The 757-nt window shown below is 42.8% G+C and carries 1 protein-coding gene; it reads right to left on the bottom strand.

The window, feature by feature from the left end:
• Positions 1-632: transposase (locus KM934_RS12885; RefSeq protein ID WP_215761032.1), on the bottom strand; the 632-nt coding region annotated here is incomplete at its 3' end.
• Positions 633-757 lie beyond the last annotated feature (125 nt).

The following is a 757-nucleotide window of genomic DNA, read 5'->3' as shown; positions in this document are numbered from 1 at the left end:
TCCATGCGGACCAGTCCAACACGTTTGCCCTCAAGTTTTGAGAGCGTGTCCTCAAGAAATGACAGATAATTGGTACTTGCGGATGTGTTGCCTGGACGTAGCCAGTAATTTGCTATCATCCTTACATCGGAAACGAATGCAAGAAGAGGATGATGCGAGAGTCGTCCAGGACGTTTGGGGTTGTATCCTTTGGCTGCTCCTTCCTGACTTCCCTCACGGACCATCACTGTAGAATCGAAGTCTAAAGTGTAGTTGTCGAACTTCAACTCGGAGAAAAACCAACGGAACAAATTTCCGAAAACACGCTGGTTGACAGCTTGAGAGAATTTATTGAGATAGCGCTGGTATGCACGATGGTCTGCTCCACGTTCCCATCCTAATAGGTCACATAGTGCAGCGTCATAACGAACCACGTCAAGATGGCCAAAGCAACTTGCGCCACACCACACACCTGCAAACAATCCCAATATCAACTGGATTGGTTTGTAACCACGGTTGGAACCTTGAAGAGGTAAACCACTTTGCATAACATGCTCTTCAAAATGGCATTTCTCAAGCATTTTGAAGAACAGGGAAAGACCACCAAAAGGTGTTATTTCCTTATTTACAAACTTTATGTCACAGTTTCGCATCGGAGTATATTCTTTTTTTCGTGGTAAAGTTAGTAAATATTTATGAATCAAGCATATACAAAGCTATTTTTCTAATGGCGGTCATTAGAAAATGACAAGAAACTTTTTCTAATGACCGATTTGGG

The organism is Hallella faecis (assembly GCF_018789675.1).
Taxonomy (GTDB): domain Bacteria; phylum Bacteroidota; class Bacteroidia; order Bacteroidales; family Bacteroidaceae; genus Prevotella; species Prevotella faecis.
Note: the sequence above shows the minus strand (reverse complement) of the source record. Positions and strands in the feature narration are given on the sequence as shown.